This is a genomic window from Opitutia bacterium ISCC 52, assembly GCA_014529675.2.
Classification (GTDB): Bacteria; Verrucomicrobiota; Verrucomicrobiia; order Opitutales; family UBA2995; genus UBA2995.
Genome location: CP076040.1, coordinates 2,785,647 through 2,810,177, shown reverse-complemented (window position 1 = coordinate 2,810,177; position 24,531 = coordinate 2,785,647). Strand labels below are relative to the sequence as shown.

Annotated in this window: 18 protein-coding genes and 1 pseudogene; 10 read left to right on the top strand and 9 right to left on the bottom strand. The window is 48.8% G+C overall.

The window, feature by feature from the left end; translation table 11 throughout:
* Positions 1 to 10: 10 nt before the first annotated feature.
* Positions 11 to 796, top strand: coding sequence for a class I SAM-dependent methyltransferase (locus tag GA003_11960; GenBank protein QXD26751.1), 786 nt, complete (start codon positions 11 to 13; stop codon positions 794 to 796).
* Positions 797 to 862: 66 nt separating this feature from the next.
* Here the strand turns inward: GA003_11960 and GA003_11955 are convergent, their stop codons facing one another.
* From GA003_11955 to GA003_11935, 5 genes are all read right to left on the bottom strand, one after another.
* Positions 863 to 1,369 carry a DUF4197 domain-containing protein gene (locus GA003_11955; protein QXD26750.1) on the bottom strand — a complete coding sequence of 169 codons (507 nt, stop codon included), beginning with the start codon at positions 1,367 to 1,369 and terminating at the stop codon, positions 863 to 865.
* 84 nt (positions 1,370 to 1,453) lie between these two features.
* The gene (locus tag GA003_11950) at positions 1,454 to 1,651 is read right to left on the bottom strand and encodes a hypothetical protein (GenBank protein QXD26749.1); all 198 of its coding nucleotides are present in this window, start codon (positions 1,649 to 1,651) and stop codon (positions 1,454 to 1,456) included.
* Between the two features lie 72 nt (positions 1,652 to 1,723).
* Positions 1,724 to 3,283, bottom strand: a complete 1,560-nt coding sequence (locus tag GA003_11945; protein ID QXD26748.1) for an arylsulfatase — start codon at positions 3,281 to 3,283, stop codon at positions 1,724 to 1,726.
* Between the two features lie 49 nt (positions 3,284 to 3,332).
* Positions 3,333 to 4,403, bottom strand: coding sequence for a sugar phosphate isomerase/epimerase (locus GA003_11940; protein QXD26747.1), 1,071 nt, complete (start codon positions 4,401 to 4,403; stop codon positions 3,333 to 3,335).
* A gap of 1,445 nt (positions 4,404 to 5,848) precedes the next feature.
* A complete protein-coding gene (locus GA003_11935) occupies positions 5,849 to 7,021 on the bottom strand; it encodes a VCBS repeat-containing protein (GenBank protein QXD26746.1) in 1,173 nt (390 codons plus the stop codon).
* A 138-nt stretch (positions 7,022 to 7,159) separates the two neighbouring features.
* On the opposite strand from GA003_11935, the gene GA003_11930 reads away from it, so the two are divergent.
* Together GA003_11930 and GA003_11925 are read left to right on the top strand one after the other, a co-directional pair.
* Positions 7,160 to 7,747, top strand: coding sequence for a carbonic anhydrase (locus tag GA003_11930; GenBank protein ID QXD26745.1), 588 nt, complete (start codon positions 7,160 to 7,162; stop codon positions 7,745 to 7,747).
* Between the two features lie 4 nt (positions 7,748 to 7,751).
* Entirely contained in the window at positions 7,752 to 8,300 is a 549-nt protein-coding gene (locus GA003_11925) for a hypothetical protein (protein ID QXD26744.1), read from the top strand.
* Between the two features lies 1 nt (position 8,301).
* Here GA003_11925 and GA003_11920 read toward each other — a convergent pair whose 3' ends face one another.
* The 3 genes and pseudogenes from GA003_11920 to mutS all read right to left on the bottom strand — a co-directional run bounded on the left by GA003_11920 (position 8,302) and on the right by mutS (position 14,603).
* Positions 8,302 to 9,939, bottom strand: a complete 1,638-nt coding sequence (locus GA003_11920) for an aryl-sulfate sulfotransferase (protein ID QXD26743.1) — start codon at positions 9,937 to 9,939, stop codon at positions 8,302 to 8,304.
* A 275-nt stretch (positions 9,940 to 10,214) separates the two neighbouring features.
* A pseudogene (locus GA003_11915) lies at positions 10,215 to 11,777 on the bottom strand (hypothetical protein).
* 243 nt (positions 11,778 to 12,020) lie between these two features.
* Positions 12,021 to 14,603 (bottom strand): DNA mismatch repair protein MutS, encoded by a 2,583-nt coding sequence (mutS, locus tag GA003_11910; GenBank protein ID QXD26742.1) that lies wholly within the window; start codon positions 14,601 to 14,603, stop codon positions 12,021 to 12,023.
* Between the two features lie 311 nt (positions 14,604 to 14,914).
* Between mutS and GA003_11905 the strand changes: the two genes are divergently transcribed.
* From GA003_11905 to GA003_11875, 7 genes are all read left to right on the top strand, one after another.
* Positions 14,915 to 15,688, top strand: a complete 774-nt coding sequence (locus tag GA003_11905) for an alpha/beta fold hydrolase (GenBank protein ID QXD26741.1) — start codon at positions 14,915 to 14,917, stop codon at positions 15,686 to 15,688.
* A 214-nt stretch (positions 15,689 to 15,902) separates the two neighbouring features.
* A complete protein-coding gene (locus GA003_11900) occupies positions 15,903 to 17,225 on the top strand; it encodes an amidohydrolase family protein (GenBank protein ID QXD26740.1) in 1,323 nt (440 codons plus the stop codon).
* Complete coding sequence (locus tag GA003_11895) at positions 17,219 to 18,181, top strand: XdhC family protein (protein QXD26739.1); 963 nt, start codon at positions 17,219 to 17,221, stop codon at positions 18,179 to 18,181. The genes GA003_11900 and GA003_11895 overlap by 7 nt, the downstream gene beginning before the upstream one ends.
* The gene (locus tag GA003_11890; GenBank protein ID QXD26738.1) at positions 18,178 to 19,617 is read left to right on the top strand and encodes an FAD binding domain-containing protein; all 1,440 of its coding nucleotides are present in this window, start codon (positions 18,178 to 18,180) and stop codon (positions 19,615 to 19,617) included. The genes GA003_11895 and GA003_11890 overlap by 4 nt, the downstream gene beginning before the upstream one ends.
* Positions 19,604 to 21,889 (top strand): molybdopterin-dependent oxidoreductase, encoded by a 2,286-nt coding sequence (locus GA003_11885; protein ID QXD26737.1) that lies wholly within the window; start codon positions 19,604 to 19,606, stop codon positions 21,887 to 21,889. The genes GA003_11890 and GA003_11885 overlap by 14 nt, the downstream gene beginning before the upstream one ends.
* A gap of 116 nt (positions 21,890 to 22,005) precedes the next feature.
* Positions 22,006 to 23,232, top strand: coding sequence for a urate hydroxylase PuuD (locus GA003_11880; protein QXD26736.1), 1,227 nt, complete (start codon positions 22,006 to 22,008; stop codon positions 23,230 to 23,232).
* A 25-nt stretch (positions 23,233 to 23,257) separates the two neighbouring features.
* Positions 23,258 to 23,818 (top strand): hypothetical protein, encoded by a 561-nt coding sequence (locus tag GA003_11875; GenBank protein QXD26735.1) that lies wholly within the window; start codon positions 23,258 to 23,260, stop codon positions 23,816 to 23,818.
* Positions 23,819 to 23,939: 121 nt separating this feature from the next.
* Here the strand turns inward: GA003_11875 and GA003_11870 are convergent, their stop codons facing one another.
* Positions 23,940 to 24,482, bottom strand: coding sequence for an MOSC domain-containing protein (locus tag GA003_11870; GenBank protein QXD26734.1), 543 nt, complete (start codon positions 24,480 to 24,482; stop codon positions 23,940 to 23,942).
* Between the last annotated feature and the right edge of the window lie 49 nt (positions 24,483 to 24,531).

Below are 24,531 nucleotides of genomic sequence, written 5' to 3'. Positions count from 1 at the left end.
CGAAGGCGTAATGAATTATCATGACGCCAACCGCCTCGCTTGGAATGCAAGTGAACCCTATCACAGGGAAGCCGTATTCGAGAAAGTCTTATATGAATTAAAGACCCTTGGATTGTCGTGCTTGGATGAATACGAATTAGCGACCTTTAACCATCTGGGAATTGAAGGTAAACATATCGCTCAGCTCTGTTGCAATAATGGCCGGGAAGTGATGTCTCTGGTGAAGTTGGGTGCCGCGAGGGGTGTTGGCTTTGATATTTCGGACACCTTTATTCAGCAGGGGAAGGAGTTGGCTGAGAAGAGTGGGATTGCCTGTGAATTACATGCATGCGACGTAGCTGATATTGGGTCCGAATTCCGAGAGCAATTTGATATTGTTTATGTCTCGGTAGGTGCGGTCGGTTGGTTTCAGGATCTGACTCCCTTTTTTTGCAAGGTTGCAGAATTGCTCAAGCCGGGCGGGCATCTGTTTGTCTACGAGCAGCATCCCTTTCAGGAAATGTTGGATTTGAAGGCCTCGGTCGAAGCGCCTCGACTAACCTGCGATTACTTTAAATCCGAGCCCTACCGGGATACAGGAGGATTAGATTACTATTCTGGCAAATTCTACGACTCACCACCCGCTTACTGGTTTGTGCATACTTTTTCCACGATTCTTCAAACCATCATTGATCAAGGAATGACGATTACTCAGGTGGAAGAGTTCGAGCACGATATCAGCAACAACTGGCCCGAGTTGGCTGCGGCTGAATTAAAGATACCGCTCTGTTTCCAGCTGGTAGCTAAGAAAGAGTAGCACAGGCATCTTGCCTGTGTTTTCTCTGAGAATATTCGAAACCATAAAGGATCAGGTTGATAACGCCTACTGCGCCGTCGCTTCCATGACTTTCTTGAATAGGTCAGTGGAACGTCCTTTGGGATCTTGCCGGAACAGTTTCTCTTGGGTGGCCATGACGCCGAAGAACTTAGGCATCAGCTCGTCAGTCACATAACCTTCCACATCGAAATTCGTGGGCAACTTAACGCCGGTCATGGCTGAAACCTGGCCTAACAATCCACCGGTGTCTTCTGGAAGCGCGCCTTTGATCTTGTTGATCCATTCTTGGGCGCCTGCATCCTTGACTGCACTTTTAACAAAGGGGATTAAACTATTCTTGAGCTGTGATCCGGCCGCAGATTCTACGTAACGTGTCAGAGAATCGTCTCCCCCTGTCATAATCGATTCAACGGCGGGAATGTCCAAAGCGCCGATCTTGTCTTTCAAAACACTTTTATAATCGCCAAGGGCACTGACAGCTGAATCGTTCAATGACGAAGAGAAACCTTTAAATAGAACCGATTGGCCTGCTGATTCGAGTGCACTTTGCACCTTTTCAAACGAATCTGGAATTTCGATTACCTCCTGGTTCTTAGCGAGATTAGTGATCTCAGCGACCGTATCGGTGGAAATGGTCTAGATGGCATCCACAATGGCGCTTTTCATGTTTGCCACCGTGGGTTCTGATGAAGTGGCGACTTGCTCGACTTGGGAACTGGATGGCGCGCTACTTGAACTACTGGATTCGCTAGAGCCTCCACAGCCTTGAAAGGCAAGTGCTGCAGTAAGCGTTGAAAAAGTGATGATGGTGTTCGTAGATACGGTTACTTTCATAATGAGCTTAGTTCTATATGGAAACGAGTGTTACTAGGGCTTGCTGACAAAGTCAAAGCTTCGTGGGTTCCCTTAGAGGTTCAATTTCGCGTCTTCTTCACAGCGAGCCAACCAATCAGCATGCATTTTGAGTAGTCGTTTAACGACCTCTGGATTTTTTGCGGCCAGGTTGGTGGTCTCCGTGCGGTCTTCATAGGTATCGAAAAGCTCGATGGTTTTACTGGCATCGGAGGAGACAAGCTTCCACGGGCCATCAGTGACCGCCCAACCTTTGGACCATTTCCAAAAGAGGGGTTCTTCTCGGACTTCTTTTCTTTCTTGGAAGACGGGGTTCAGTGAAACGCCCTGCATTGGAACGATATTATTTCCGTCGAAAGTTTTTGGATACGTCGCTCCACTGACATCGACGAGAGTTGCCATGATGTCGATGAGGTGACCACGGAAAGTGCTTATACGACCGGGGTTTTTAATGCCTGCTGGCCAATGAGCAACGAGCGGCGTGCAAATGCCCCCTTCATGGCTGTTGTTTTTAAAGAGTCGATAGGGTGTGTTAGATACATTGGCCCAATCTTTGCCAAGCGAAGCCCAGTAACCGAAACCACCGAGTGGGCCGGATTGAATTTGTGCATTCCGTTCAGCGTCTTCGCCTGAGGAACCATTATCGGAAGCAAAGAGGATCAGGGTGTTGTCCGTCTCTCCCATGGCTTCAATTTTTTCCAGAATGCGACCGATGCTTTGATCAACCCGGTCAATCATCGCGGCATAGATGGCCATGCGTTTGATTTCTTTCTCTTTTTCTTCCGCATCGACCTCGGCCCAGGGCACATGCGTTGGTTCAGACCGGGGAAATGTTTCGTCGATGAGTCCCAGCCTCAATTGTTTCTCATAGCGAGCTTTCGCAATGGCTTCATAGCCCACCCGGTAGTGGTCGGCGTATTTGGCAATATCTTCCGGCCAGGCGTGAAGCGGATCGTGCGGAGCCTGGTAGGAGAGATACATAAAGTAGGGTTTCTCTTCCTGACGGTAGCGTTCCATGAATCCGAGAGCCCAATCCGTGTAGGCATCGGTGGAGTAATAATCCTCATTGGGTGGAGTGTAGGGCTTCATCACCTTATCGTCGAAGGCATAGACACGCCAGGGTTTGCTTTCTGATTTGTTGCCGGGGCGTGGTTCGCCTTTCCGCTGATTGCCGGGGTTCCAATGGTTTGAGGCCCCATCCAGTAATCCGTAATAGTGATCGAATCCACGGTCGAAGGCATTCTCCGTGCTATGATGCTTACCTACCCATAAGGTGCGGTAGCCGGCTGTTTGCAGAACCTCTCCAATCGTTACCGAATTTAGGAAGGGCCCAAATTTCCGATGCGTTCCGTTTTGTTGAGCATATACACCGGTCATTAATATGGAACGCGAAGGGAAGCACTTGGATGTATTATGAAACTGCGTAAAGCGCAGGCCATTCTCGGCAAGCTTGTCCAAATGAGGCGTCTCAACCTCACCGCCATAACAACCGATATCCGACCATCCCATGTCGTCGACGAGGATCATGAGGATGTTGGGTTGCTTGGCGTTTAATCCTGAGCCGAGTAAGGAAAATACAATTAGGGTAAAAGAAAGGGTAGTTATTCTTTTCATTATGGATGAAGGAATTAGACCGAGGGCTAAACTTATTCAATCCCGCAGTCTAGCCCTTTAGCCCCAATGCCTTCTCCGCGTACATCACAGACAGCTTATTATTCTGCTCCTCGTACTCGATCTTCTCGTCAAGAGTCTTGCCTTCCACGCTGGGGAGCTTGTCCTGCGAGTTGGATCGGATCCACTTGAGGGCGTTCGCCAGTTTTGTGGCATTCTGGCTTTCGAAGCTTTCCCAATAGCCTTTGGTTTTGCAGGGGACTTTGAGGGGGTTGCGAGTGATCATCTCCAGGCAGAATTGAATCTTTGGATTATGCTTTTCAAGCGTGTCGAAAATGGAGTCCATACTAAGAAACCCTTGCCCAACGGGTACCTCGGAAAGAAGGAAACCGTCTTCATACTCCTGAACGCCCATGTCTTTGATGTGGGTAGTGGCAGCGTACTTGGCAAGGCGTCTTACGGTTTCGTCTGGATGCTCGAGGAGGGATATGGAATTGCCCGTATCAATCGTCACTCCCAGAAACTCGCTGCCGATGCCTTCCATAAACTCGATCAAATCATCTGCTTCCCAGTCTTTGTGGTTTTCCACCGCCAGTTGAACTTTGTGTTTCTTTACAATGGGCTCGGCCAAGCGAATGCGTTTCCAGGACCTGTCTTTTAGCTCGAGCCATTCGTGGCGGGTATGGAAGTCCTCGTAACGGCGTCCTCCCATGGCTGTGCGGAAGACCTTCACGCCAGCTTCCTTCGCCATGGCAATTTCGTTCTCGAATCGATCCAGATCATTTTCGGTTCGAGGGGCAGAGACAGTCCCTTCAATAAACAGTCCGAGTTTGTCGCAGGTATTGCGAATCTGGCGTGTCAGCGATTTATACCAGCCACTGGTTCTGGTTTGAACACCGCCGGCTCCGTAGCTGCTAACGTGCTCAAGTAGTTCTGCGGCGTCTTTGAAGGGAGGGTATTTCTTGCTCTTTTGATTTCTGGATCCACGGAAGGCATAGGAGTGAATCACGATCCCCAAACGTTTGCCACGACTCGCCGCGTGGCTGAGTGCAGGTAGAGAAGGTGCAAGTCCGAGGAAAGTAGCGGTCGATGCCAGCTTGGCAACGGCAGTGCGACGGTCCATTCGGCGAGAAAAATCTAACATCAGGATTTGGGGTAGTGGGGTGAGTGACTAACCAAGCGCAAATGAAGTCGCCTCTCAAGTAGAATAGAAGGTCATGACAGGATTCTCTAAATCCATATTGATTTGCTTCGGAACGCCTCCACACTCCCTGAAGTTTAATGTCTGATTTGAAGAGGATAGTCTATTTTGCCTGGGCGTGTGTGTTGGGGATGCTGGTTGCTGCTTGTAAACCGGCGTCTGAACCTATCAAGCCCATCCTTAAACCCATGTTCTCTTTCTTGATAGCAGGTTTCCAAGGGAAAGCCGCAGAAAGCAAAGTGCCGATACCCTTTTTCTACAAAATACTCGGCCCCAGAGTGAGCAATGGAGCGGTTGTCGGGACGAATTTTTGGGACGTTTGGGTTGAAGATAGGTCCATCTGAAAGGTCCACGATCGGAATCGAGCTTTCTACACAACCTTGAATGAGTTCAGGCGTGGAATGGCAGTTAATGATTCCATCCCAGTTGAGTTTTAATTACCAAGCCGGGTTCCTTTGTGATATCGCCTGATCATCCACAAACGCCGTCCAGTTTTCGTGGAAACGGTTGTAATTGGAAATGGCACTTAAGATGCGTTGGTTTTCTTCCAGGCGCGTTTTGAAACCGAGGGCCACTTTGCTAGATTGAGGCTTTGCAAATGAGTGTCAGGAGATTGCGGTTATCTCGCAAGGCCCGACATCTTGCTAACATTTTACATGTTGTGTGAACAAATAGCGACATTGGGTATTACATGCAAATTAGGGTAATTATTCTCCGGTTTTATGGATTCATCAGGCCATTTGAACTGTTTTTGGATAAAATTCTTACTTTTTTGGGAAGAATTCTCAGATATTTTCTAAAAAAATCTGGTAGTGTATTCGAATTAAAGTTTATGCGATTGATTTCTCACCATCCTTGTTTTTTAAAACGAACCAGATTTCAGGATTGGAAAAGGCACCTGTCTCAGACCCTAATCCAAGCAAAAGCACCTGACAAAAAATTTAGGGGTATCTAGTATCACCTGATACTTAGATTCAATTGCCGGTTAGTTAGGGGACTAACCGGCATTTTTTTGTACTCAGGCCCTCGCCTACGACACTTTGGCGTCCGACTTTCAACTTTGCCGGAATGGGGTTGGCGATATTTGGTGCCTGGTATTCTCGGCAGCCACCATGTCTCAGGAATTCGGATGGGCCTTTGGAGTCGCTGTTGCTGGGTGGTTTTTATCAAGGGCAGGTTATGTTCAAGACATGGTTCCAACCGATGAGGTTAAAAACGTATTGGTATGATTCATGAGCCTCATACCGGCTTTTGTCGGCCTGATACCTCTAGGGATTATGTGTTTTTATCCCTTAAACGAAGAGCGCGTTTCCGAGATTGAACGAGAGCTCAAGCAGCGTAAAGAGTCTGCCAACTCCATCGTTTGATCAACCCCCTTGGTTGATATACCAAACGGCATTATTGGTATTGCGTCCTGCAAGAATGAGATCCAATCGACCATCCTTATTTAAATCAACGGCCTTCAGGTCATAGGCTTCCTGTCCTGAGCCTACATCGATATCGTGGGTGGTGAAAAGACCACTGCCATTGTTCTCATACCAATGAACCTGTTTTGCGCTGAATGAGGCCGAGGCCGCATCCATATCTCCATCCAGGTCAAAGTCTCCAATGGCTAATGTATGGCAGTCGGGTAAATCTGCATCTACGGTCGTCTGTTGCCAGCGTGGACCCTTGAACCAGAAGACGCCTTTGCCATGTCCAGCACTAGCCATTACATCAGGACGGTTATCTCCATCGAAGTCGGCAATCATGGCATTGGTCGCACCGTTTAACTCAGTGATGGTGTTCAATTTCCAGATGCCACTCATGGTCGGTGGATTTTGATACCAGGCTAATGAGTTCCCGCCTGAGTGTCCGACTACGATATCAGGTTTTCCGTCACCGTTTATGTCTCCTGCATCCATATAGTGAGGACGGACAGGGGCATTACTCTGAACGATGGTATGCCTCACAAATTTTCCCGCAAAGTTGTCAAACCAGGCGACGCTATCTTTCCAGTCGCCTTTGATACTGTTTCCTACCACATCGAGATTTCCATCCCCATTGATATCGACTAATTCCAGCCCATGGCAGCCGTGCATATCCTTTTCAATCAGATTAAACTCTGTGCGCTTTGGATTGATCGTTCCGGTGTTTTCTATCCAGGCGACTGAGAAGTCGGGGACATTCTTTTTAGGTTTCTTCACTTTTTCGCGGCGAGCCCGTTTCTCGCGGTAATCAATCCAGGGGGATGTTTCTCGGGCGACGACAAAATCGAGATCTCCGTCTCCGTCCATATCTCCAGATGCTCCATATAACAACTTGCCATCTACAACATCCGCTATGACTTCTGCTTGCTTGTTATTGAGGGGATTGCGCACGACAAAGACCCGATTTACTCCGGTCGAAACAAGGTCAAGTTGGCCATCGCCATCAAGATCCGCAACATCGATGCCGCGGGTTTGTTCACCAAGATCAGCTGAGGATTTCTGCCAACTAAGAGCTGCACCGAGTGGTGAGGCACATATGAATAATAAGGCGAGCAAATGTGGAAACTTCATAATAGGGATATGGAAATAGCGTTTGGGGTCTGGATCCTAGGAATCAAATGGTTCACGGCTAGAACAAATTGCGAAAAAGTCCTTTTTGTGACCAATCCGAGCTTGCAGGGTTTCAAATTCTCTAAGCATATTTGGCTCATGATTACACCAGTAGAGGCGCTCCAACGTTTAAAAGAAGGGAATCAGCGTTTTGTATCTGGAGCTCGGCAAGCCTTGGATCTGAGCGATAGTGCTCGACTGGCCGAAGTCGCCTTAGGACAAAATCCATTTGCCGCCATCTTGTGCTGTGCGGATTCCAGGGTGCCGTCAGAGTTGATTTTCGATCAAGGCTTGGGAGACTTATTCGTTGTCCGTGTGGCGGGTAACGTAGCCGAGGACACGCAAGTCGGAAGTCTGGAATTTGCCGTCGAGCAATTGGGTGCCCAATTGATAGTTGTTATGGGGCATTCCCATTGTGGAGCCGTCAACGCGGCATTAGCTGGAGCCGTTGGCCTTTCGCCCTCATTGTCCAAGGTCGTGGCTCCTATTTCTCGCGCCATTGACTCCATGCCGAAAACGGATTCGACACCCACTCTGGAGCAGGCAGTCGAGGCTAACGTTCATCAATCGATTGAAGATCTTAAGCGCAAATCAGAAATTCTGGCTCAGCGTTTAGAGGAAGGGGCCATCGAGGTTTTGGGGTCCAAGTATGATCTTCAAACGGGACTGGTTCAATTTCTCGATTAAATGAATGCTTAGGCTCTCTATTAAGTTGCTCATACGAATTCGGTTTTTCTTAACCAGTCGAAACAGAGCCCGCTATCAAATCACCCGGGCATTTGAAGAATACCAACTGTTGGGGAATGAAATCAGTTCTGTCTTAGGAAGAGAGGCGTTCCGGGTTCCCCATATGAGAGGGGTGGATGAATATATGCGTGATTGGTCTTTTTTTATGATCCTGGAACATAATGTGATCGTGAACACTATGATGGAGACGATTGTCGAGAGCCTCGCCTTCCACAACATCCCAAAAGATCTTCCTGTGAAGGATACCAAAAAAGACGTAATGCCGTCCGATAATCCAGGGCAGGAACAAATGACTGCCTTTTGCCAATCTGTCCAACAGTACCTCCGCAATACGAAAAAGCTGAAGTCACTTCGAGGAACCCCACGTTATCGGCACCCCATTTTTGGTATGCTCAATGCCCACGGCTGGCATTGCATGATGGCCTTACATTTGGAAATCCATCTTCCGCAAGCTAAGTGCGTCTTTGAGGGGCTTAAAGCGGAAGCTCAATAAATTATTCCGAATAACCGGTTGGTGGCCAGTTGGGTACACGTAGTCCCCCATAAATAGTCCAACCAATTTTGGTGTGCTCTGTCAGAGGTAGCAAAGTTAAGCTCCAGACCAGAGATGCAGGATCCGTCTTCGTGTATTCCCTGATCTGCGTCCATGCAGGGTGCTGGAGGCGCTCCACCCAGGTGATCTTTTCGATATCCTCATCTACAAGCAGAGATCCATAGCCAACCAACACGTTTTCATTCTCGAGTGGTTGCACGCTACCCATAGCCCAGCTGCGCATAGGACGTTCTCTGGGAAAGCGCGATTGCCAGACCTTTTTCAAAGTCCGGTTTTCCTCATCCATTTCATATTCTTCTGCCCTGCTACGGATGGCACTGGGTGGCAGAGAAGGAGTGAAAGGGCGGGCGCCAAAATTGTCGTTGTTAAAAATAAGCAGATTTCCTTCTTCTGTTATCCACGGTGCATGCGGCATCCAGAACCATTCGCCTCCACCTTTTAATTCGAAGGTCTTATCCTGTAGATCCTTTTTCATGTCCTCTGGATCTGTAATGACGAGCCACTCAATTTCCTGTGATGCGGCATCGATTTTCGCGATCCCTGAAATCAGGCGAAAGTTTACCAGAAACGCATCGCCATTATCTACGATCCTGACGGCGTTGGCGTGGCTCCAATCTGCTGTATTGGGGAATCCTCTACGTACCCAATAATTTGAGAAGGTGAGGTAACCAATTTGGTAAGGATCCAAATGATCAAAGGCTTTCCATTTCCAAAGGATCTCTCCCTGACGGTTCATACGTATCACTACATCGCCCACAACCTGCACGGATCCTCGAGCAGCGTTTTTCTTCGTTTCACTTGTGAAATATCCAGGCAAAATACGGATCTCAGTACTCAAGACGAGCAGATCTCCATTGGGATACTCTTGGAACGAATGATGGAAGGTAAGTACGTCCACCGGGATCGCGCCGGTTGTATCCGGTCCATCAGGACGTTGAGAAGCTACCCAGCTTGCGACTGTATTTCCCAAGGCGTCGATCTCGATCAGTCGGTTATCTGACGTTATGAACATGATGTTCCCATTGGCGATTGGGCGATAGTCGGTGATCCGTGAATCAGCATGGTAGTACCAAATAACTTCTCCCTGAGCATCCACGACGGCCAACATACCAAACTCCATATTGAAACGAGATTCATCTGAGATAGCGTCAGCCACTGCCAGGGGTACGCGACGTCTTGGATTAAATAAAGTATAGCCATCAGCCATGGCTTTCCCGTCCTTAATTTCGGTGACGATCCGCGGCATGAGTTCTGGGCGATCGGGAAGGGGCGGTGTTTTCAGAAGCATTGGTTTTGTGTAAGAAGTCGTTCCAGTTGTATCTGAGATCTGGACTTTTATCCTATATTCTCGGTCTGCATACATTCCCACCACTGGAAGACCCTTTTGTGGATTCTTTTCCGGGCCGTAATGGATTACAAATTGATGGTTTCCAGAAGTTCCGGTAATCGTTGTATTTACGGGTCCAGAAGCTTCGAAGCTTAGAATCCCAGCTAATGGTGCAGCGGGATTCTTATTTGGCTGAAGGCTTAGATCAGTCTGAAAGCTGGGCTTTGCAGCTAAGTGTGATAGGATCAGCACTACCCATCCAGTTAGAAATAAATGGAATATTCTTTGTTTTACCATGATCTGAAAACTAGCATCTTGCATCGCATTTTACAGCTCGTCGAGTCTTTCACAACCAATTGTCTTCGATAGGTGGAAGGGATTCTTCAAAAATAAACCCCAGCCAAAAATGACTGGGGTTTTGAAATTGAATCGCAACCGGGTTCATTCCTCGAAGCTTGCTTCGTTCTTACTCTTGCGATTCATCAAGCCCCGAAGCGTCTCGCTCCGTTGAATCCGTTAAAGTGTACCTATTTGGTAATGCTCATCTTCACACCCTTGAACATGAATGCGTTGTCGCTCACTCGAAGTCCTTTGCCACTGGCTGTGGTGACGTTGTTGAGGACGACTTCTTTTGTTTTCACATAAGGAAATTGTTCAACGTAAGAATCGTCGGTCATCTGTGAGTTGAAATTGGCGAAGAGGGCTGGGCCTTCATAGTCCTCCGGATAAGCGGAATCATCGATGTGCAGGTTTTCGATGGTGATGTGTTCCGGCATGTAGCAGGTGTAGCCGAAATCGTGTTGCCCGGAATAGGATCCTGTTACAAGAGAGATATTGCTGCCGCGGTCGAAAGTGGGAACAAAGACACAATCTCGGATGATCAGGTCTCCCTGCCAAGTGCTTCCGTAGTCGGAGCGAAGGTTAAAGAATCGACGGCTGTAAATGGTGGTATTCTCCACGGTGAAGGTTCCGGTGCCGATGGCGTTGATTCCCATGTGACCTAGGGTGGAGTTTTTGATGGTAGCGTTGGCGACTCCCTTATGAGCATCGAAGCGTGAAAAAGTGCAATTATCCAGGAGCAGGTTTTTGCAATAGTTGGAGCCCATGATACCCCAATAGCGAGTGTCCGTGATGTCGTTGGTTTGCTTGCAATTGATAAACGATACATTGAGTGCCCGTCCAAGTGAGATATCATAGGTGCCCATGGAAACAGGAAGATTGGCTCGACCGATCGTTCCATACGTTTTATGTCCGGTCAGGAGGGTGTCTTTTACGGTAATGTTGGCGCAGTCGCTGACCGAGATGAATCCGCCATAGGGGGCTCCATGGTCACCTTCGCCAGTGATGTGATGCTCGAGTCCTTCCAGGTTTACATTAGAGCGTGTGATTCCAAATCCGCGTTTATAATAGTTATACTTTGATTCGGCCTGATTGGCGATGGTCGTGAAATGGCCTCCCTTGATGGTTAAGGTCTTCTCATCCATCGGCAACGCCAAGATATCTGTGATCTGTTCAAAGTCCCAGATTATGGGCGTATTGGGATCGACGACGCCTTTCTTGGAAACAAGAAACACGTCGGTTTGGGAAGATCCATTGTTTTGGTTTCGTCCATAGCGGATGTAGTGTTTACGTTCGGAGTTGCTAACTGTAATCAGGCAAGCTTGGGGTAGGGATAGGTCAATGGTCTTCTGATTCTTCTAAAGGGTGGTTATCCCTTGCGGCTTGAAGGGCTTAAGCTCGGAATCGACCAGGAAAACAAAGGCTGTACGGTCCTCGACTTTCCTGTCATCGATGATGAATGCGGCTGACCCAAAGTCCGTATCGGTTCGGATGGTTGCTGTGCGATTCTTTCCGCCGATGTAGTAAGTGGCATCCCCATCGGCTTTAACTGGAAGGTTTTGCTGATTGGCTAGATTGTGAGTTGCGGCAATCGCATCACTATCGTTCGTCGTTCCATCGCCTTTGGCGCCAAAGTCACTGTAGCGGATGTAGTCTTTTGCTTTAAATGACGCGATGTCGATTTCTGAAACGCCCTGAGCGATAACGACAATACTTGAGAAAAGGAAGCACAATAGGGGTAGCTTTTTCATGATGAAGTTCTTTGATACAAAACAAAGTAGGGTAATTTAGTCAAAAGCTCTCGAAGCTCTTTTTATGGGTAGGGCTCGATCGCCGAGCGAGCCGATGTAGAAACGGCGGTTTGCGGCGTACTGAAGCCGATAGGCGACAGCGAAGCGGACAACAACCGCCCCACCCATTATCAGTGACAAAATTAAGTTTAGGTATCGCTTCCGATTTTTCAATCACCTGATTTCGATTTACCGGATGTATTATTAGAAAAACTCCAATTGATCCGTATCTGGCTTTTTGGATTCAGGCAGAGTCTTCTTAGAGGCCTTCTCTTTACTCACCTGTTTGGCTGACTCTGTGACCTCGTCCTCGACGGTTTGGTCGTTTTCCAAATGATCCAGGATGGTCTTCGCGCGATCAATCACGGATCCAGGTAGACCTGCCAGTCTCGCCACATGAATTCCATAACTGCGGTCAGCGGCACCCGGGATGACCTGACGGACAAAGATGATGTCATCGTTCCATTCCTTGACGGCGACGCTGTAGTTGGAGAGCCGAGCCAGGCTCTCATCAAGTTTGGTTAATTCGTGGTAGTGAGTGGCAAAAAGAGTCTTAGGGCCTTTCTCGGAATCTTCATGCAGATGTTCTACAACCGACCAGGCGATGCTCAATCCGTCGTAGGTGCTTGTGCCGCGCCCAATCTCATCGAGGATGATAAGGCTTTTGTCGGTCGCGTTGTTGAGGATGTTGGCGGTCTCGTTCATCTCCACCATGAAGGTGGAATTGCCTCGAGCTAGTTCGTCGCTGGCTCCCACGCGAGAAAAGATCCGATCAACCAATCCGAGTTTGCAGCTCTTGGCTGGAACCCAACAACCAACTTGGGCCATCAGAGTAATCAAAGATACTTGTCGAATGTAGGTCGACTTACCGGCCATGTTAGGACCGGTGATGAGCATGATTTGCTGCTCAGAAGAGCTCAATGTGGTGTCGTTGGGCACAAAGGCATAGGTGCCGGCTAGTCCCAGGGCCTCCTCCCGCATCGTTTGCTCCACGACTGGGTGACGGCCCTCTATGATTTCCATGTCGTCGGACTCACTCAACTCGGGTTTGCAATAATCCCACTCACGAGAAAGCTGTGCCCAGCCGACGAAGAGGTCGGCTTCAGATAAGGTGTCCGCCGCATGATTGAGTTCGTTGGCTTCGTCTAAAACTTTCTGTACCAGGTCGCGGAAGAGTGATTCCTCGTGAGAGCTGCTGGTTTCCTCGGCATGTAGGATTTCTTTTTCTTTTTCTTTCAGCTCTTCGGTCACATAACGCTCGGCATTTACGAGAGTTGACTTGCGTATGTAATGCTCGGGTACGAGGGAGAGATTCGATTTGGAGACTTCGATAAAATAACCAAATGCGTTGTTGTATTTGATTTTCAGATTCTTGATCCCGGTTGCTTCTTTTTCCCGTGCTTCCAGATCACTAATCCAGGTCTTGTTGTTGCGCATGAGGTCACGCATTTTGTCCAGCTCATCGTCGTAGCCATCTTTGATGTAGCCGCCATCTTCGATTTTGCTGGGTAGCTCCTCATCGATTGCGCGGTCGAGTAGACCCTGTAGATTGGAGAAGTCGCCCAGACGATCGACCAGCTCTTGAATGTTTTCTCCGTCGAATTGCAACAGGATAGCTTTTAATGCCGGTAACGCATTCAGCGTGTCACGAATGCCACCGATTTCTCTTGGATTGCGGATACGGTTTTGCAGTCGAGAGAGGATGCGTTTGATGTCGCGGGTGAGACGGAGGGTTTCGGCGAACTCGGCCATCAGTCCCGGCGACTCGAGAAATTCTCCCACACAATTCTGCCGCCGTTGAAGCTCTTTAAGCTCAAGTGAGGGAGAGGCCAAGTAATCTTCCAGTTTGCGAGCGCCAGCTGCAGTTGCCGTTCGATCCATGGACTCAATCAGCGATCCTTCACGGCTGCCGCGTGCGGATTGAAAGATCTCGAGATTGCGCAAGGTGGAGGGATCGAGTAGTAGTGCCTCATCCGAACGATACAGTTGGATGGTGCTCAGGTTTTTAGGCTCTTCACAGAGGCTTTCGGCCACGTAGTAAACAAGTGCTCCGGCTGTTCCAATCGCCTCATGCTCTTTGCTAAGACCAAAGCCTTCCAGGTTCAAGACCTCCAGTGCGTCCATAACGGTCTTGGCTCCTGAAACGGCATCGAAATGATAGCCAGGGATTTCTGACCAGGCATATTCGCGACAGAAGATGACAAACTGTTCAGCGGGAGAGTGGGGTTCGGCTTTAGCTTTCAGGTCATCCAATCCATCCTCGGGTAAGACAATCTCGCGTGGATTGATCGAGGTGAGGATCGGCATTACCCGGTCGAAACTCTTCTCCGTTGCGACCCGAAACTCACCCGTCGTCAAATCCATCCAGGAAGCATGGACACCCGCTTTGTCCCAGTATACGGCCAGTATAAAGTGGTTTTCCTTCTCCGTCAGCTGGTTCTCGTTGAGGGTGGTTCCTGGAGTGATGATCCGGGTGAGAGCGCGCTTCACCAATTTCCCGGTTTGTGGAGTCTCAACCTGATCGCAGATCGCGACCTTCATACCCGCCTTTAGCACCTTTCCAATGTAGCCGTCCGCTGCATGAAAGGGAATTCCTGCCATTGGGTAGTCGTGTCGTTTGGTCAGTGTAATGCCCAGCAACTTGGCTCCGACTTCTGCATCCTGATTAAATAGTTCGTAGAAGTCACCCAGACGAAAGAGCAGCAGTGTATTCTTGGGAAGCTGGTTTCGCACCTCCCAGTACTGCTGCATCATCGGGGTCAGACTTTTAGACTTCTTGGTAGCCATTCGGGAAAACAAGTAATCCCAAGCGAGCACTGGTAAATTGCAAGGGCGATTTGGCAAAAGAAGAGTGGAACAGGCATCTTGCCTGTTTTTGTGTCACCAATCTGACACATAATCTCTCTGCGGTGCCAGTGTTCTTTCCACAAAGATTAGGATCTTGAAGCCAGTTCGGGAGTGGATAGCAGGCTTACATCTAGAAGGTTGTGAAACCACAAAAAGCGCAAAAGGCACAAAAGAGGTTCAGTTTTTGTCCTTCTTGTGCTTCTTGTGGTTCCTGAAATGAAAACAGGCAGGATGCCTGTTCTACTTTAAAAATGATCCTCCACTACAACGAGGCAGGCGAAGCGGATGCACCCGCCATGATCTGCTTGCATGGTCTGCTGGGTTCTTCGCGCAACTGGCGAGGGGCGGCTCGGTTTCTGTCGGAACATTTTCGGATGATCACAGTCGATGCGCGGAATCACGGCGAGTCCTTCCATACCACGACCATTACTTTTGATGATATGGTTCAGGATCTACAGGAGTTGATGGATCATATGGGTTTGGATACGGCGACGCTTGTTAGTCATAGTATGGGCGGAAAAGTTGCCATGTTATTTGCCTGTCGTTATCCTGAACGCGTCGATCGTCTGTTTGTCGTAGATACGGCTCCCAAGGATTATCCTCCCTACCATGAAACCGAATTTGCGGCCATGAATGCTCTCGACCTCAGTCGCTTGGAAACGCGCAATGATGCGGATGCCTTGATCGCCACCTACATAGACGATTGGGCCTTTCGCCAGTTTCTGATTTCCAACATCGTTCGCGATGAGGCTGGCCAATTCAAGTGGATGATCAATTTGCCGATTATCGAAGCTCACTTGGGGGTGCTTGCCAAAAACGCAATCGACCTAATGGATACCTATGAGGGCCCGGCGCACTTCTTGATCGGAGGTTTATCGAAATACGTGACTGAGGACGACCATACCGATATTCGTTATCATTTTCCGAATGTAACCATCGAGACCTGGGATGATTCCGGTCATAACCCACACTTCGAACACCGAGACCGTTTTGTGGAGTGGGTGATTCAAAAGGTTAAGGGTTGAAGGCTAAAGGCGGAAGGTTGAAGGACTCTCCTGATCTTCTTCCCTCTCTGACTTTTATTAACCGCAGATGGACGCAAATGAACTCAGATCTTTGCGCGCAAGTACGCGGTTCATTTCGGGTTGTTTTAATTATCTGCGTTAATCTGAGTCCATCTGCGGTTGAGTTTTCCACTTATTGACTTGAATTCACCGACTCATCTGCTCGAACTAAATTATGCCCAATTTATCCAGCTCCTCAGAGATTAGAGCTATTCGTGGAGCGTGGTTGAATCCTCTCTCGGACGATCGGTGTGATTATTTACCTGATGGATTACTGCTTTCAGAGAAGCAATCGGGCTCCTGGAAGATTATTGAGCTGGGGGACGCAGAGACATTAATTACGAAGCATGGATTGGAGCCGCGCCAGATCGAAGGTGAGGTCGGTCTTCTAATGCCTCCTTTTTTCGATATGCATTTTCATTGGGTGCAGGATGAAGTTCGGGATATGCCCAAAGCGTCACTCCTCGAATGGCTGGAGAAATATACCTTCCCGAAGGAAGCTGCGTTTGCTGATCCTGACTTTGCAGAAGAAAAAGCGGCCTTCTTTTGGAAACGAATTCTGTCCACCGGTACGATCGGCGGATTGTGTTACAGTTCAATTCACCAAACGGCTTTGGAGTCAGCAATGCGACATGCTCCGGAGTATTTCAAGATCGGCAATGTGTTGATGACGATGAATTCGCCGGAAGCACTCACACAATCGGATCGTGAGGCCATGGAGTTAAACAGCTGGGCCTCGAAAACGTTTGGCCAGAGGCATGTGGCCAGTCCACGATTTGCCCCAACGACTGGACCGGATGTGATCGCTGCTGCCAGTTTCGCTGCCGATGGCATTGATGGGTTTGCCCAAACGCATATGTGTGAGACCCAACAGGAGATCGATTGGGTGTTTTCTATTTATAAAGAGATACCGGGCTTTGAAGATATCGATTCCTATATCCAAGTGTATGAGCGCACGGGTTTTCTCGGTCCCAAAACGGTATTGGGTCATTGTATCCACCTATCGGATGGTGAATGGAAACTCATGGCTGAAACGGATACGGTAGTAGCGAGTTGCCCGACCTCGAACGGTCCGTTGGAAGAACGAGGATTGGGATCTGGGCTATTTGATTTTCAACGGGCTGATCAGGAAGGCGTTCGTTGGGCCTTGGCTTCCGACATTGGCGGAGGACCCTTTCTCTCGATGTTGGATGTGATGGGCTCCTTTGTTCGTCAGAATGCAGCCTTCGGAAATAAAGCGGCTACTTTTTCCCGGGCTTTGTATCGCAGTACTCAAATGGGAGCCAATGTGCTCGGCTCGGGTGAAGGCAAGGGCTCCTTTGGTGTGGGGAAGGACCTGGATTTCATTTCTGTGGAAGCTTCGGAAGAGCAACTCAGGGCTGGGAATGCCGATGCGGTCTTGTCCGCAGTCATTTCTCCTCATGAAAGCAATCGGGATATTTACGATGGTCTTGTCAGGAAGACCGTTATTGAGGGAGAATCGGTCTTCGAATGCTAGGATTTTGGAACAAGGTCGTTTATGAGTTGGATTGTTTTTCCAAGGTATTCGTTGCGATTGTTGTAGAGCACAAGAAGGGAACACCCGGAACGGCCAGAGCAATGATACTCCGCACTGAAGCCGGTGAAGTGCTAGGGACCATTGGAGGAGGAGTTATGGAGTCCCGACTTTTGGATGAAGCTAAGGGAGCTCTAGAAAGTGGCTCATTCGAACCTCAGTTGAAGACGTTGGTGCATCGGCAATCAAAGGATCATGTGGAATCGGGACTTATATGTGGCGGTTCACAAACGGTGGTGACTTTGGTTCTCAATCCGGACCATCGACGCGTGCTCTATGAAGTTTGTAGCTGTCTGCGCCAAGGAAACGCCGGGCGATTAACTATTTCTCCTGCCGGTATATCACTTGAGAGTGAGTCGACAGAAGATCCTTCTTGTAGCCTTCGAGTGCTTGGGGAGGATTGGGAGGCTGCGATTGGGTTGCTCAATCGTCGGCGGGTATTAATCGTTGGCTGTGGTCACTGTGGGGCTGCGCTTGCTCGACAAATGGACCTGTTAGGGTTTCAGGTTACAGTTGTGGAACCCCGTATCGGACTTCCAAGCACAGAGAATCTGCCTAAGCGTGTTCAAGTTTTGAATAAACCTTACGCGGAAGCGGCCAAGGACCTCGAGTATGCAATATTGACCTTTGCAGTCGTGATGACACCCTCTTATCCAGATGACTTGGATACATTGGCAAGTCTCCTGCTTGAAGCGTTACCTTTTATAGGTGTTATGGGAAGTCCTTCCAAATTAAAAAAAATCAAAGAAAAGTTGTACGCACGTGGCTTCAGAGCTTCGGATTGGGATCGATTGACTGCTCCTGTGGGCCTCCCGGTCAATAGCGATACACCCGAGGAAATCGGTGTGAGCGTGGCTGCACAAATTCTTCAACTGACCAACCCATCAAGCGATAAATGAATTTGAAGAAATCCATCCGATTTATCCTGAACGATCAGGAGGTGAATGCCTGGGAGTCGCCCGGCCGTTTAGCCTTGGACTTTTTACGAGATACGAAGCGTCTGACGGGAACCAAGGAGGGTTGTAAAGAAGGTGACTGTGGAGCTTGTGCCATCATCCTTGGTTCATTGCAGGGGGATGGCGTTGCTTACACGCCCATGACTTCTTGCCTAATCCCGGTGGGTGAGCTGGAAGGGAAACACCTGGTTACTATTGAGGGGCTCAACATGAAATCTCTCTCACCGGTTCAGGCCGCAATGGTTGATACAGGAGGTACGCAATGTGGCTACTGCACTCCAGGTTTTGTCGTGGCAATGACTGCCTGGTTGATGGACGAGTCCCGTAGTGTGGATTTGGAAGGAGCCAAGTCGGCCATGTCTGGAAATCTGTGTCGATGCACCGGATACCGATCTATCAAAGAAGCAGGTAGTAATGTGGCTGAATCTTTATCCTCTAAGCTGGACGACCGCGATCGTGTTGCTCAGCTGTGTGAGATTAAAGCCTTGCCCGATTATTTTATAGACATACCTAAACGACTCGCAGCTTTGCAGGCTTTCGAATCCGAATCAGCTACTTCAACTGAACGACCTTTGATAATCGGTGGGGGAACCGATCTTTATGTGCAACGTGGGGAAGACATTCCTGACCAGGAACTGGCTTTGCTGAATCTTGGAAACGAGATACCGGCCGCAACCGAATCCAACGATCGGCTCATCGTGGATGCTCGCATGACCTTTCAGACATTCGGTGATGATCCGCTTATTCAAAAAGCCATTCCCGAGATCCAGGCCTACAATGAGCTAATTGCCAGCTGGCCGATTCGTACTCGTGCAACTCTGGGAGGAAATATCTGCAATGCCTCGCCGATCGCCGATATGACCTGTCTGCTGCTCGCTCTCGATTCTGAGTTGCAGTTGGGAGAAGGAGACGCTGCTCGGAGCTTGGCACTCAAAGAATTTTTCCAGGGCTATAAACAACTGGCCAAGACAGAAGACGAAGTCATTGAGAGTATATCCTTTTCAAAGCCCACTGCGAACACCCGCGTTAATTGGGAAAAGGTATCCAAACGTGCGATACTCGATATCGCTACGGTTAATTCGGCGGCTCGATTTGAAGTGGAAGAGAATAGGATTCTGGAAGGGCATTTGGCTTTGGGTGGTGTAGCTGCAATTCCTCTTTATTTAAAAGAAGCTAGTGCCGCTCTTGTTGGCAAGGAGGTGACTCCTGATCTCATGCATGCTGTGGTAGAACTCGCGCAATCAGAATTTGATCCAATCAGCGATGTGCGTGGATCGGCAGGTTATAAACGCCTACTTGCCCGGCAATTGCTGCTGGCGCATTTCCTGAAATGTTTTCCTGAAGTCATTAGCGAGGAGGTGATCTATGCGGCATTGTGATAGCGAACTACATGTAACCGGCAGGTCACAATACACCGACGATGTCCCTCCGCCAGCTGGTATGCTTCATGGGGTTCCTTTCGGGTCTCCCATTGCTCATGGAAAGATTCAGAGCCTCGATATTTCGGAAGCTGAAACGATGGAAGGTGTTCGTACCATCATCACTTATGATGATCTTCCTGCTACAAGGATTATTGGTGCAGTCGTCGCAGACGAACCTTTGTTTGCTCATGATGAAGTGATGTACCAAGGGCAACCAATTGCTTTAGTCGTTGCCGATTCGGTCGAAAACGCGCGGAAAGCCGTGAAGGCGTGTAAAGTCGAAATGGATCCCTTACCTGTTACCGTGTGTCCCAGGGAAGCTTACGAAGCTGGAGATGTGCTTATGCCCCCACGCACCTTTGAAAAGGGTGATGTTGAATCTGTCTGGGACCAATGTGAATTTGTCATTGAGGGAAAAGTTGATCTTGCAGGGCAGGATCACCTCTATCTTGAGACAAATCGGGCACGTGCGGTGCCCGTTGAAGATGGGCAGGTAAAAGTGTTTTCATCCACCCAAAGCCCTTCGGCTGCCCAGAAATGGATCGCGCAGGTCTTAGGTATACCGATGCACAAGGTGGAGATTGATGTGAAACGCCTGGGCGGTGGTTTCGGTGGCAAAGAAGATCAGGCGACTCATTGGGCCTGTATGGCCTCGGTGGCCGCGGTTTCATTGCAGACTCCTGTGCAGATTGTTCTCAATCGGGTTGAGGATATGAAGATGACCGGTAAACGGCATCCTTATAAACAGGACTTCAAGATCGGTCTCAACAAAGAGGGAAAGATACTGGCCTTCGATGTAGCGCATTTTCAAAACTCTGGTGCCTATGTGGATCTTTCACCCCCTGTACTCGAACGGACGGTTTTGCATTCCACCAATTGTTACGACATTCCCAATGTTAAAATCCTGGCTGCTGCTTGCCGGACGCATATTACACCTCACACTGCCTACCGTGGGTTCGGCGGACCACAGGGGATGTTTCCTTTAGAGGCTGCCATTTATAAAGCGGCGACCGTAATGGGTGTAGCACCTGAATCGATACAGAAGAAGAATCTCTTCGAAGATGGATATCAGTTTCACTATGGACAAACGGTGAGTGCTTGTCGCATGCAGCGTACCTGGGACGAAGCTGAAGAGGCATTCGACTTTGCCGGCGTAAAGGCCAGGGCGGAAGCTCACAATCAGAGTCACCAGGGTAGCAAAAAAGGCTACGCCATGATGCCGGTGTGTTTCGGAATCAGTTTTACGAAAACCTTTCTAAATCAAGGAAGTAGTTTGGTTCATATTTACACTGACGGTTCGGTCAGTGTGACCACAGGTGGTATCGAAATGGGGCAGGGGATTAGCTCCAACATGATTGCGATTGTATCTAGAACCTTGGGTGTGCCTCACGAGCGTATCCGTTGTAATAGTACGAATACTTCACGTATCGCAAACATTTCGCCCAGTGCAGCCAGTGCCACTTCGGATCTTAATGGCAACGCAACTATCAATGCCTGTGAGGAGCTTTTAGTCGGGCTAGAGGAGATTGCCGCACAAGAGCTGGAAGCGAATCCGGAAGAGATCACCATTCAAGACGGCGTGGTGCATTGTTCAGGCGAGGCGACTGACCTGGATTGGAATCAACTGGTCCTCAAAACCTACTTTGCCCGCGTGCAATTGATGGCTCACGGCTTTTACTCCCCTCCCGGGCTTCACTACGATTTTACCAAGGAGAATAACCATCCCTTTCATTACTACACCTACGGAACATGTCTAATTGAAACGACGGTCGATTGCTTGCGTGGCACCTATACCATCGATTCAGCCAAAGTGGTACATGATCTGGGTCGCGGAATTATTCGTTCGGTCGACTTGGGGCAAGTAGAAGGAGGAATGGCCCAGGGAATCGGCTGGGTAACTCTGGAGGAGCTGGCCTATGGGGATGACGGGCGTTTACTATCCCACGCACTTTCTACTTACAAGGCACCGGATGGCGACTTCCTGCCCGATGACATGGAAGTGAAGTTCTTGGAAAATGCTGACAATCCGGGTGGACCACTTGGCAGTAAGGCAGTGGGTGAACCTCCTTTTATGTATGGCATCGGCGCCTTTTACGCCATTCAACGCGCCATCGATGCGTTTCGTCCTCAGGAACTGAATGAAATTATTTCTCCGATGACACCCGAGCAGGTACTACTTTCCTTGTATGATGCAGACCGAGTGAAACCCAAGAAACCTGCGACTGTTTAATGATTTGCCATTCAAATGTAGGAAGGGAGCTTGCTTCCGAATTGAACGTTCACGAGCAAATCGAATCGGGAGCAAGCTCCACTCCTACACGCTGCACTCTCACTCTCTAACCACCTATGGAAGCCGGCCTGATAGAATTTTTTAATATCGTTTTTCGTTTCATCCACATTGTCGCAGCCATCATGTGGATCGGAAATTCCCTTCTGTTTACCTGGATGGAAATCAACCTCCTGGAAGAGAAGGAGAATGATGAATCACTCGGTTACATGAATATGCTACATGGCGGTGGTATATTTTTCCTTCAGAAGCGGGTCATTGATCCGGATGAGATGCCGTCGCGGCTACACATTTTCAAATGGCAGTCCTATACAACCTGGATCAGTGGGTTTATATTGCTCGTATCCGTTTTCTACACACGTGGCGGAACCTTGCTGCTCGATCCCTCTAAAACGGACTTGCCGGCCTACATGGGGTTGGTGATTAGCCTGAGTTCGTTGATTCTTGGCTGGTTCATTTATGACCTATTATGGAGAAGTCCGATTGGTGACCAAGCCTGGTTGGGATTACTGATAACCTTTGGCGGTATTCTTTTGTATGCCTCCTGGCTGGAAACCGTGTTCAATGGACGAGCTGTATATCTCCAGATGGGAGCTATTATGGGAACCTGGATGAGTGCCAATGTGCGTTTCCACATCATGGTCAATCAGGATAAGATGATGGCGGCTCTCCGTGCTGGGAAACCCCACGACTTAAAGGCCGGTAAACAAGCCAAGATCCGTTCCTGGCATAATCATTACATCACTTTTCCTGTCATCTTTTTGATGCTGAGTGCTCACTTCCCATCCACTTATGGCAGCGATCGCAATATTGCCATCGCTGCCGTGGTGATTGTTTGCCTGATCATCATCAAGTACATGATGAACAGCTACCGCACGATTGCGCGCTGGAAAGAAATTATCTATGCTACTTTTATTGGAGGTTCGGTGGCCGTTTACGGACTGATGAATGTACCGCCGATGTTTGGTGAATCTACCGAAGTCGTTCAACTGAGCGCCGAAGCCGAAGCTGGAAAACAGTTTTTCAATGCCATGGGTTGCACAGCTTGTCATCAGCCACAGCCAACGACCATTGCTCCCAGTCTGGTTGGATTGATCGGACGTGAGCGCGAATTTTCCGATGGTAGTAAGTTGATTGCAGATGAGGCCTATATACGAGAGTCCATTACGAACTCGCCGGTCAAAGTCGTGAAAGGCTTTGCTCCTGCGATGCCTCCTTATGCAACGGTCATACAAGAGGAGCAATTGGATCAATTGGTTGCCTATATACAATCGCTGAGTCAGTGATGAAACTCAAATCATTTCACTTGCTATGACCTTGTTTGACTACCTTGTGATAGGGTTCGGTCTCCTGTTTACGGGAACTGCCATGCGTCTAATCGGAGGATTAGGTCCGGCCTTACATCCGGAACGCCGTTACTGGGTTCATGCGCTACATACATTCCTTACGCTCTTGGCGGTTGCGGGTAGCTTTTGGAATTTTTGGGGTCTTAAGGAGGTGAATTGGTCGCTTTCGATATTTCTGTTGGTTCTGCTCATTCCAGGTCTTTGGTATTACTGTTCTTGCGTCCTGATTCCGGAGAATCCTAATGAAATAAACGATTGGCAGGCATATTACTATTCTGTTCGTGTTCGTTTCTACTTGGGGTTGGCTGGGTTGACCCTGGTAATTATTATTACCTCCTTTCTGGTATTGGAGTTACCGCTTGGTCATCCAGCTCGAATTGGGCAAGTCGTTATCCTTGCGATATCTGTAATGGGAGCACTGTCTGCTAACCCACGGGTCCATATGGGGTTGGTTATTGCAATGTGCGTGATCGTGATTGTTGCCTCCATCACGATTGCATCTCAACCTGCATGGCTGATTGAGTAAGGAATTTGCAGAGGTGTCAGTTTTATCCACTGATAGTAGAATTCCTAACGCGAGGATAGGACTCCATCGCCGAGAGAGCTGACACAGATTCGGTCTTATCAGTGGTTGTTGCAAATACTGATTAAACTCGTTCGAGCTTATGGTGCGGCTTTTGTGGTAGCTCGATTTGAATCTCATCGCCTGCCTGCACGGTGCCGCTCTTGAGTACAATGCCCATGATCCCTACTTTCTTTTCTGTTTCTCCATCACCCATGTCTTTTACTACTTCGGCTAAGAGTCCGTTCCGAAAATCTTCGATTTGATGACAAGGATTGTGGAGACCTTTTACCTGGATGCCTGTTTCGTTCCCCAACTTCAGGAGGGTATCTCTGGGAAGGGCCAGCAGGTCGATGTCCTGGGGAAGAATGTTTTCGCCCAGATCGCCTGGGTTTAAATCAAAGCCTTTGCTTTTTAGCTCTTTCAACAACTCATTGTGAATGAGGTGAACTTGCCTGAGATTCGGCTGAGTAGGGTCGGCCGCTACACGTGAACGATGCTTGACCGTTTCGCCGCAATGGGCGTCCCCTTTAACTCCCAATCCATGAAGCAGATGAATCGAAAGTTTCGTCTGTTTGCTGTACGTATGAGATCCGCTGGAGCTGACAGAGATGACTTTTGGGTGCATGGGGTGTTAAATCAGAACGAGGAAGATTAGCATTTTGGTTTCAACCTGA

Bases quoted from the DNA above. Each gene is read 5' to 3' on its own strand.
- GA003_11960 (QXD26751.1), top strand. From the start codon at position 11: ATGAATTATCATGACGCCAACCGCCTCGCTTGGAATGCAAGTGAACCC.
- GA003_11950 (QXD26749.1), bottom strand. From the start codon at position 1,651: ATGAAAGTAACCGTATCTACGAACACCATCATCACTTTTTCAACGCTT.
- GA003_11945 (QXD26748.1), bottom strand. From the start codon at position 3,283: ATGAAAAGAATAACTACCCTTTCTTTTACCCTAATTGTATTTTCCTTA.
- GA003_11940 (QXD26747.1), bottom strand. From the start codon at position 4,403: ATGGACCGTCGCACTGCCGTTGCCAAGCTGGCATCGACCGCTACTTTC.
- GA003_11935 (QXD26746.1), bottom strand. From the start codon at position 7,021: ATGAAGTTTCCACATTTGCTCGCCTTATTATTCATATGTGCCTCACCA.
- GA003_11930 (QXD26745.1), top strand. From the start codon at position 7,160: ATGATTACACCAGTAGAGGCGCTCCAACGTTTAAAAGAAGGGAATCAG.
- GA003_11925 (QXD26744.1), top strand. From the start codon at position 7,752: ATGCTTAGGCTCTCTATTAAGTTGCTCATACGAATTCGGTTTTTCTTA.
- mutS (QXD26742.1), bottom strand. From the start codon at position 14,603: ATGGCTACCAAGAAGTCTAAAAGTCTGACCCCGATGATGCAGCAGTAC.
- GA003_11905 (QXD26741.1), top strand. From the start codon at position 14,915: ATGATCCTCCACTACAACGAGGCAGGCGAAGCGGATGCACCCGCCATG.
- GA003_11900 (QXD26740.1), top strand. From the start codon at position 15,903: ATGCCCAATTTATCCAGCTCCTCAGAGATTAGAGCTATTCGTGGAGCG.
- GA003_11895 (QXD26739.1), top strand. From the start codon at position 17,219: ATGCTAGGATTTTGGAACAAGGTCGTTTATGAGTTGGATTGTTTTTCC.
- GA003_11890 (QXD26738.1), top strand. From the start codon at position 18,178: ATGAATTTGAAGAAATCCATCCGATTTATCCTGAACGATCAGGAGGTG.
- GA003_11885 (QXD26737.1), top strand. From the start codon at position 19,604: ATGCGGCATTGTGATAGCGAACTACATGTAACCGGCAGGTCACAATAC.
- GA003_11880 (QXD26736.1), top strand. From the start codon at position 22,006: ATGGAAGCCGGCCTGATAGAATTTTTTAATATCGTTTTTCGTTTCATC.
- GA003_11875 (QXD26735.1), top strand. From the start codon at position 23,258: ATGACCTTGTTTGACTACCTTGTGATAGGGTTCGGTCTCCTGTTTACG.
- GA003_11870 (QXD26734.1), bottom strand. From the start codon at position 24,482: ATGCACCCAAAAGTCATCTCTGTCAGCTCCAGCGGATCTCATACGTAC.